The organism is Streptomyces calidiresistens (assembly GCF_014141525.1).
Lineage (GTDB): Bacteria > Actinomycetota > Actinomycetes > Streptomycetales > Streptomycetaceae > Streptomyces > Streptomyces calidiresistens.
The window spans coordinates 1-8,475 of record NZ_VKHS01000166.1; the positions used below are offsets into that span (position 1 = coordinate 1).

General features: G+C 71.0%; 8 protein-coding genes. 4 read left to right on the top strand and 4 right to left on the bottom strand.

What is annotated here, in order from left to right; genetic code table 11:
- Positions 1-43: 43 nt before the first annotated feature.
- The 4 genes from FOE67_RS09660 to FOE67_RS09675 form a co-directional block, all read right to left on the bottom strand.
- On the bottom strand, positions 44-1,900 hold the full coding sequence (locus FOE67_RS09660) for a M20/M25/M40 family metallo-hydrolase (protein WP_182662571.1): 1,857 nt from the start codon (positions 1,898-1,900) through the stop codon (positions 44-46).
- 57 nt (positions 1,901-1,957) lie between these two features.
- Positions 1,958-2,728, bottom strand: coding sequence for an SDR family NAD(P)-dependent oxidoreductase (locus FOE67_RS09665; protein WP_182662573.1), 771 nt, complete (start codon positions 2,726-2,728; stop codon positions 1,958-1,960).
- Positions 2,725-3,759, bottom strand: coding sequence for a sulfotransferase (locus tag FOE67_RS09670; protein WP_182662575.1), 1,035 nt, complete (start codon positions 3,757-3,759; stop codon positions 2,725-2,727). Before FOE67_RS09670 ends, FOE67_RS09665 begins: the two co-directional genes overlap by 4 nt.
- Positions 3,760-3,845: 86 nt before the next feature.
- Positions 3,846-4,736 carry a family 3 encapsulin nanocompartment shell protein gene (locus tag FOE67_RS09675; RefSeq protein ID WP_182662576.1) on the bottom strand — a complete coding sequence of 297 codons (891 nt, stop codon included), beginning with the start codon at positions 4,734-4,736 and terminating at the stop codon, positions 3,846-3,848.
- A 270-nt stretch (positions 4,737-5,006) separates the two neighbouring features.
- Between FOE67_RS09675 and FOE67_RS09680 the strand changes: the two genes are divergently transcribed.
- From FOE67_RS09680 to argC, 4 genes are all read left to right on the top strand, one after another.
- Complete coding sequence (locus FOE67_RS09680) at positions 5,007-5,990, top strand: LysR family transcriptional regulator (RefSeq protein ID WP_228473716.1); 984 nt, start codon at positions 5,007-5,009, stop codon at positions 5,988-5,990.
- Positions 5,991-6,152: 162 nt separating this feature from the next.
- Positions 6,153-6,335, top strand: coding sequence for a lysine biosynthesis protein LysW (locus FOE67_RS09685; RefSeq protein WP_182662581.1), 183 nt, complete (start codon positions 6,153-6,155; stop codon positions 6,333-6,335).
- A gap of 102 nt (positions 6,336-6,437) precedes the next feature.
- Positions 6,438-7,301, top strand: a complete 864-nt coding sequence (locus FOE67_RS09690) for a RimK family alpha-L-glutamate ligase (protein ID WP_182662583.1) — start codon at positions 6,438-6,440, stop codon at positions 7,299-7,301.
- On the top strand, positions 7,298-8,323 hold the full coding sequence (gene argC, locus FOE67_RS09695; protein WP_182662585.1) for an N-acetyl-gamma-glutamyl-phosphate reductase: 1,026 nt from the start codon (positions 7,298-7,300) through the stop codon (positions 8,321-8,323). The genes FOE67_RS09690 and argC overlap by 4 nt, the downstream gene beginning before the upstream one ends.
- Positions 8,324-8,475: the final 152 nt, after the last annotated feature.

The following is an 8,475-nucleotide window of genomic DNA, read 5'->3' on the forward strand; positions in this document are numbered from 1 at the left end:
GCGCGACCGCGTCGGCCACACGGCGGGGGAGGGGTCCGGAGGGTCACATCGTGCTCCATTCGTGGACGGCGGCCGTGAGGAGACGCCGGGCCTGCCGGAACTCGGCTGCGTGGATGTGCTCGTGGGGCGTGTGGTCCAGGCTCGCGTCGCCGGGCCCGTAGGCGACCATGGGTATGCCGTGCCAGGTGGTGGCGAGGGTGTTCATGTCGCTGCTGCCCTTCTTCATCAGGTAGCGCGGCCTCACATCCTCCCGACGGAAGGCCCGTTGGAACGCCTTCACCAGCGGGCTGGTACGTGCGGTGACCACGCCCGGAGTGGCCCGCAGCACCTCGATGTCGACCGGCGGCGACACCTGTGCGCGGATCGCCTCCAGCAGCGCGTCCACGGCGTTGCCGGGGGGCAGTCGTACGTCGACCACCGCCTCGCCGGCCTGTATGTCGCCCTCGTTCAGGGCGCGTACACCGAGGGTGGCGGTCAGGGCGTCCGGGGCGACCCCGGCGACCGCTTCGCGCACCGCGAGAAGGGTGTCGACCAGTCGGTCGCCGGCCGTGCGGACCCCCTCCCCCGCCGTGTGGCCGACGCGTTCGCGCGTGTGCAGTCGGAACTTGACCAGGCCGTAGTAACCCAGGGTGAGGGCCGCCGCGCCGCTGGGCTCGCCCACGATCACCGCGTCGGCCCGATGGGCGTCCCTGACATGGAAGGCGCCGGCCCCCGTGATCTCCTCCTCCACGGCGCCGATCACCCGCAACTCCACGTTCTCGGGCGGATCCACCTCGGCGAGGGTCTGGAGGAAGGTGACCAGGCTGGCCTTGGCGTCGACCGAGCCGCGGCCGGTCAGCACCTCGTCGTCCCAGCGGACCGGCCAGCGGTGCGGCACCGTGTCCAGGTGACCGAGCAACAGCAGTCGCCGCTCTCCCGCGCCCTTGGTGGCCACCAGATTGCCGGCGGCGTCGATCTCGCTCTTGATCCCGTTGTCCTCACACCATTCGGCGAGGAAGGAGGCGAGTTCCCGTTCGTCCCGGGAGACCGAGGAGAGCTGTACGGTGCGGGAGAGCAGGGTGAGGTCGTCGGCCGGTGGAGTGGTGCCCCAGAAGCGGGTGGTGTGTGTGGTGGACAGGGTGTGCGGGCCGGTGATCGCGGTGTCGGAGGTGCCGCCCAGCGCGATCTCGGCGGCCCTGACCTTCTGCCGCATCCGACCGCGGGCGTAGTGCCCGCCCTCGCCCTCGGTGAGGTGGCGCACGGTGCTGGTGGGGTCCTCGGGGTCGGCGAGCAGACCCGCGGTACCGGTGACCAGCCGCAGATGGTCGGCGTCCAGGGCGCGGGCCAGTTCGGCGGCCAGCACGTCCGCGTCGACGTTCAGCGGCGTACCGCCCTCGGTGTCGGCGACCGGTGGGGAGAGGCAGACGACGTCGAAGGCGTCCAGCAGCGCGGTGAGGCGGCGGGCGTCGACACCGGCGATGGTGCCGGCCCGGTGGTCGCGCACGATCCGGACGCGGTCCCCGTCCCGTACCCGCAGCGGGCCGTTGGCGGTGGCGTGGACCAACCCACCGCCACGGGCCGGCGAGGCGAACACCGAGAGGCCGCGGCGGGTGAGTTCCTCCTCGACCAGGGGGAGCGTCACCTCCTCGTAGGCGGTGACGATGTGCCGCATCTCCTCCGGCGGGCAGTAGCGGATCCCGTCGCCGCGCAGGGAGCTCAGCGTGCGGATCTCGCGGCCGATGCGCCGGTAGTGCTCGGTGATCCCGGCGGCGCCGCCGGCCACGAGGAGCAGGCGGGCACCGCGGCCGCGCAACTCCAGTAGTTCGTCGAAGACCCGGGGGTGGCGCAGCGTGGCGCTGCCCAGTTTGACCACGTACAGCGCGGACGCGCGCGAGCTGGCGACTTCTCCGAGGGACGGCATGGGCGGAACTCCTTCACGAAGGTGGCCGTGGGGCGGCCGGTCGGGTGCGGCACGAGGTCAACCGATGCCCCGGGTGTTGCCGCCGTCGGCGAGCAACACGGTCCCGGTGACGAACGAGGCCTGTTCACTGGCGAGAAAGGCCACCAGGGCGCCCAGGTCCTCGGCACGGCCGATCCGACCGAGCGGCAGTCGGGCCGCCACCTCGGCGAGGCGTTCCTCGACGCGGTCGCCGTACTGGACATCGAGGATCGGGGTGCGGTGGAAGCCGGGAGCGAGGACGTTGACCGTCACTCCGGAGGCACCGAAGGCGTCGACGAGCCCCTTGGCGAAGCCCAGGACACCCAGCCGCGCGACGGAGGAGAGGCCGCTGCCGGTGTGCGGCTGACGTACCGACTCGGAGGTGATCATGACGATCCGCCCCCAGCCGGCCTCCTTCAGATACGGTGCGGCGGCCAGCGACAGCGACACGTGGGGCAGCAGGTTGTCGTTCACCGCCTCGCGGTACCGGGGGACGTCGAAGTCCTGGACGGGGCCGAACGGCACCCCGCCGGAGTTGGTCACCAGGACGTGCAGGGCGCCGAATTCCTCGGAGGTCCGCCGGACCCAGTCGGCGGCGGCGTGCTCGTCCCTCAGGTCCACGACGGTGCTCAGCACCCGGCCCGGGCCGTCGGCGTCCACCTCCCGGTGCGCGTTCGCCAGCTTTCCGGCGTCCCGACCGCAGATGGACACGTCCGCGCCCTCGGCGGCGAGGACCTTCGCCACCGCGAGGCCGATCCCGCTGCTGGAGGCCGCCACCAGGGCGGCGCGGCCGGCGAGTCCGAGATTCATCGGGTGTCCCCCGCTTGGACGGGACCATCGGTCAAAGGGGCGCCGGCGGCCGGGGCACCCGCCCGGGAAGCGGGAGGGTTCGGCGGGGGCACGGCCGCCGCCGCCCGGCCGGGAAGGAACGGATAGCCGTAGCGGCCCAGCAGCGGGAGCGCCGGAGCGGTGGCCGCCGCGACGTCGCGGCCGGACAAGGCCGTGCGCCAACGGTGGTCCGTCGCGATCCGGGTCGTCCCGCGGCGCATTCGGTCCGGATTGCCGGTGACGGTGTGGTTGACCCCGAGCTCGACCCGGCCGTCCGTGTCGACCGGCGGGGGGCCGGACAGCCCGGCGAACCGCATCACCTCGGTGACCACCCGCCGCGGGTCGGCGCACAGGTCCTCGTGTCGGATCCGGAGGTAACGATCGGCGGCGGTGGTGCCGACGAGTTCGGAGGCGAGGTTGAACGCCGTCCAGTAACCGCTGCTGCGGGCCGGTGACATCGGGTCGATGTACTCCTTGGCGCCGCGGTACGACAGCGCGGTCGCCCGGGGGTCGCGCACGATGTGCAGTACCCGGACGTCGAGATCATCCCGACCGAGCAGCGCCGCCGCCTCGGCGGGACACTTGGAACCGTCGACCACCAGTCGCTCCCCGCCGAGCTCCGTCAACGTCCGGTAGACGGCGACCGACCGGTCGAGCAGCTCGGTCAACCCGGGCGCCGCGGGCCGGGTGCCGCGCGCCTCGGCGATCCGGTTCCGGGTGTGCCGGGTACGCAGCAGCGCGTGCTGGAGGGCGAGCATGCGGCGGGCGGTGGACTCATCGAGCCCGGCCGGCAGCGCCGCGAGCGTTTTCGCCCACAACGGGCACTCGGTGACCCGCTGTCCGCAGCCGCAGCTGGAGTTGGTTCCGACGCCGAGCACGCCGTTCCGCCAGAGGAAGTGCAGCTCGCCGATGTGCCGGACGCCCGGCAGCTCGCCCAGTACATTGCCGAGCAGGGTGCTGCCGCTGCGCATCCAACCGGTGAGGTAGAGGACACGGGGGGGTGGGCCGCTCATGTGACTGAATCCCTTCGTTATCGGTCCGGGTCGGTCCGGGTCGGTCCGGGTCGGTCCGGGTCGGTCCGCTCGTCGCGGGCCGCGGATCAGTCGCGGCCCAGCAGCAGGAAGTGCTGCGGGAGGTGGACGGCGAGTCCGATGCGGGTGGTGGCCTCCACGACGTCCGTGCCGTCCGGTCCCGCGCCGCGCAGCAGCGTCAGGGAGGCGACCCCGGGCACCAGCAGCGTCACGGCCGCCCTGAAGTCGCCCAACAGGACCCGGTCGCGCGGGATCATCCGGGTGCGCGAGACGGTTACCCCGGCGGCCCCCAGTCGGCCGAGCCCGCCGTCCCTCACCAACTCCCAGTACGTGTGGGGGTGGACGACGATGCCGTCGCAGGAACCACCGGTCTCCTCCACCTCGGCGGCGGCCCTGGTCACGGAGGCGTACACGTCGTCACCGAGGTCGCCGCGCCGCAGTCCGGGCAGCCGGAGCAGACCGGTGATCGCCTTGTCCTCGCTGCCGTGCAGCAGCGTCTGGTTCTCCACCACCGACAGTCGGACCAGCACCCGGTAGTCGATGAAGGAGGCGAGCAGCGCCGGCTGGTCCAGCAGACCGGTGGGCAGCGGCACCCGCACGGTCAGGTCGGTGAGCTCGGCCGTTTCCACGGAAGAGGTGAAGGAACTCTCGGGGGTGCCGGCGTAGGACGTCCCCGAGGCGGCGACACGGGCCGCCGGCTCGTGGACGAAAGGCACCGGGGCGTCGGCCACCGAGGCGGTTTTCAGCAGATGCCGTACCGCGTAGCGGGGGCGGGTGGCGAACAGCGGGAACACCGCGGGGAGGTGGGCCCGGAAGGGCACCCTGTGGTCCTCCTTCCCGCCCACGCCCCGCACCGACCAGGCGAATTCCTCTCCCGGGCTGCGCTCGGCGAGGGCCGGATCGGCGAGTTGGATCCGAACTTCCTGCGGTATCGCGGAATCCGCGGTGGCTGTCGGCATGATGTCTCCCTCGGGTCGGGTGAGCTGATGTGACCGAGGTCGACGGTAGGTGTTTCACGGGTGCGTGTGGGGAGAATTCCAAGACCATTCATTATGGCCCGCATAAGATGCGGTAATTCTTCGTTCGTGAAACCTGCCCCCGCCGCGTGTGAGGATCTCATACCCATCCCGTGAGCGGTGCCGTGGTGCGGATGGAGCGCCGCGCCCTACCGTCATCGCAGGTTCACTCGGATCCTGAGAGAAAAGGCGGGGTGGAGAATGCGGCACGACTTGCAGATAAATCGGCTGAGAGCGCTCATCGCCGTGGTCGACCACGGCGGCTTCCGACGGGCCGCCGAGGCCCTGCACATCACGCAGCCCGCCGTCAGTCAACAGATCCGCCAGCTCAGAGGGCTCGTCCGGGGGCCGGTGTTCGCCTCCACCGGACGTGAGATGCGGCTCAGCCCGCAGGGGGAGGAACTGCTCGCCTGCGCACGCCGCATGGTCGCGTTGAACGACGAGGTGGTGGGCCGTTTCGTGCCGGAGGTCGGGCGGGTGTTGGTCTCGCTCGGGGTGACCGGTCAGCTCGCCGAGACCCTGCCCGAGGTGCTGAGACTCGTCAACCGGGGTGCCCCGCAGGCGCAACTCCGGGTCCGTACCGGGACGAGCGAGGTGCTGGCACAGCAGCTCGCCTCGGGACAGCTCGACGCGGCGCTGCTCCTGCAGGCCGAGCCGCCCGATCAGACGATGGAGAACATCGAGCTCGGCCGGATGCGGATGGCCTGGTTCGGTCATCCGGCGACAGGGGAGCGGGACGACCTGCCGCTGGCGCTGTTCCCCACCCCGTGCACTCTGCGCGGACTGGTCACCACGGTGCTCGACGACGCCGGCATCCCCTGGCGGATCGCCTACGAGGGGCCGGAGCTGATCGGGTTGCGGTCGGCGGCCAAGGCGGGTCTGGGGCTGACCTGCCTGGTCGCCAACAGCGATGAACTGTGGGGGTTGTCCCCGGCCGTACGCCCCGGGCTGCCCGAACCGCCCGCCCCCCTCCCGGTGACCCTGGCAGTGGCGCCGGGGCGGACACCGGAGGGGTTCGCGCACATCGCGCGGAAGGCGTTCATCCGGGGGTTGCGGGGCTACCCGCTCGCCACCGGGGGCGCCGGACCCGTCGAACCCGTCGAACCCGTCGAGCCCGTCGAGCCCGTCGAGCCCGTCGAGCCCGTCGAGCCGGTCGGGTACTCCTCTCCCCCCGAGCTGAGCGCCTCGGCGGCCTGAACGGGCGCCTGCTCCGGAGACGGAATGCCGGCGGCTGTGTCCGAATAAGAAGTCGAACTCGGTTCCATACGAGTCCCTCATGCCGTACCCGACGGCTCGCGGAAAACCCGGCGCTACAGTCGAGACGGAATCATCAGCTTTCTCCGAAGCGAGGGAAATGTCATGTCACAGACCCTTGTCGCGGCCGAGTGCCTCGAATGCGATGCGGAAGTGCCCTGGGAGAACGACACCCGGGTCGGTGAAATCCTTGAGTGCCCGGACTGCCGGGTGGAGTTCGAGGTCGAATCCGTCGAGCCGCCGAAGATCGTGCTTGCGCCGGAGGTCGAGGAGGACTGGGGCGAGTAACCCGCCCCGATCGACGGAAAGCGACAGGAATCGACGAGAAGCGCGATAAGAAACACGACAGGAAACCCGATAGTAAATTCGACAGGAAGGGAGAAGGAGTCGATGAGTTCCGCTACAGCGCGGTTCGGTGTCCTCGCCTCGCGGGTCAGATTCGAGGAGAAGAGCATCCTGGCGACGCTGGACAAGCGCGGCATCGTGTGCGAGCAGATCGATCCCCGGTCGCTCTCGGTCCGTGCGGGCACGGCGTGGGACGGCCCGGGAACCGTGCTCAACCGCGAAGTCGGCCACTACCGGGCGCTGTACGCGGCGAGCGCGCTGGAGTCGGTGGGGGTGACGGTGCTCAACAGCGCCGCCGCCACTGCCGTCTGCGGCGACAAGTGGCAGACCTCGGCGGCCCTGGTCGCCGAGGGCCTGCCGACTCCCGACACCGGACTCGCGCTGACCCCCGACGCGGCGTTGGCCGCACTGGAGGAGATCGGCTACCCGGCCGTCGTCAAACCGTTGGTGGGTTCCTGGGGGCGGCTGGTCACCCGCGTCACCGATCCGGCGATGGCCTCGGCCGTCTTGGAACACCTGGCGGCGCTGCCCTCACCGCAGTCCCACATCGTCTACGTGCAGCGCGAGGTCCCCAAGGCGGACCGGGACATCAGGGTGCTGGTGGTCGACGGACGTGCCGTCGGCGCGACGTACCGCAGCAGCAAGGAGTGGCGGACCAACGTCGCCCGCGGCGCGGTCAGCGAGCGCTGTCCGCTCGACCCCGACCTCACCACCCTCGCCGTCGCCGCCGCGGGAAAGCTCGGCGCCCGGATCGCCGGAGTCGATCTGTTGCAGGACCCCGACGGGCGGCTGACCGTACTCGAGGTCAACGACCGGGTGGAGTTCCGAGGGCTCCAGGAGACACACGGAACGGACATCGACGTGGCCGGCGCCATCGTCGACCTGCTGATCAAGGAGACCCGGGCATGATCCAGGCAGCCGTCGTGGGCGCGGCCGGTTACATAGGCGGCGAGCTTCTGCGCCTGCTGATCAACCACCCCGGGGTGGAGTTGACCGCCGCCACCTCCCGCACCCTGCGCGGAAGACCGGTGGACTCCGTCCATCCCAACCTGCGGGGTCGTACCCGCCTGACCTTCTCCGCGGAGGAACAACTCGATCACTGCGACGTGTTGTTCCTCGCCACACCGCACCGCGAGACCATGCGTCGGATGCCGGAGTTCCTCGCCGCGGCCGGGGTCGTCATCGACCTCTCGGGCGACTTCCGACTGCACGACGCGGACGTGTACGAGCACTACTACGGCACCCCGCACGAGGCGCGCGATCTGCTGCCCACCTTCACTCCGGGGATCCCGGAGCTCCACCGGGAGCGACTGCGGGTCGCCGATCGGATCTCGGTGCCCGGCTGCATGGCCAACGCCGGAATCCTGGCACTGACCCCGCTCGCCGATGGCGGACTCATCCGTGGCGACATCACGGTGGACGCGCGGACCGGCTCCTCCGGCTCCGGCGCCAAGGCCGGCTCGGAGAACCTGCACGCCGAGCGCAGCGGAGCGCTTCGGGTCTTCGCCCCGACCCGGCACCGCCACGAGGCGGAGATCTCACTGGCCACCCAACACACCGTCCGGATGACGGCCACCGGGGTGGAGGCCGTACGGGGTGTACAGCTGCTGTGCCGGGTGGCGCTCGGCGAAGGGGCGGACGCCCGGGCCATCCGGGCCCGGTACCGCGCGGCCTACGCCGACGAGCCGTTCGTGCGGATCGTCGCCGCCAAACGCGGCATGCACCGCTTCCCCGACCCCAAGATCCTCTCCGGCTCCAACTTCTGCGATGTCGGGTTCGCCCTGGACGAGGGCGCCTCGACCGTCACCGTCATCGCGGCTCTGGACAACCTCGTCAAGGGCGGCGCGGGCAACGCGGTCCAGTGCATGAACGTGCGCTTCGGCGAGCCGGAGGACCGAGGGCTGGAGTTCACCGGCCTGCACCCCAACTAGACCGCTCGAGAGAGCGGTTGGGAGTGATGGGGCCGCTTCGCCGCCGCCCCGATCACCGCCCCGATCACCGTCCCGGACCCGCCGAGAAAGGACCCGGCATGAGCAGCCCATCCCTGGTGTACGGCACTCCCCCCACAGGCTGTCTCTTATAC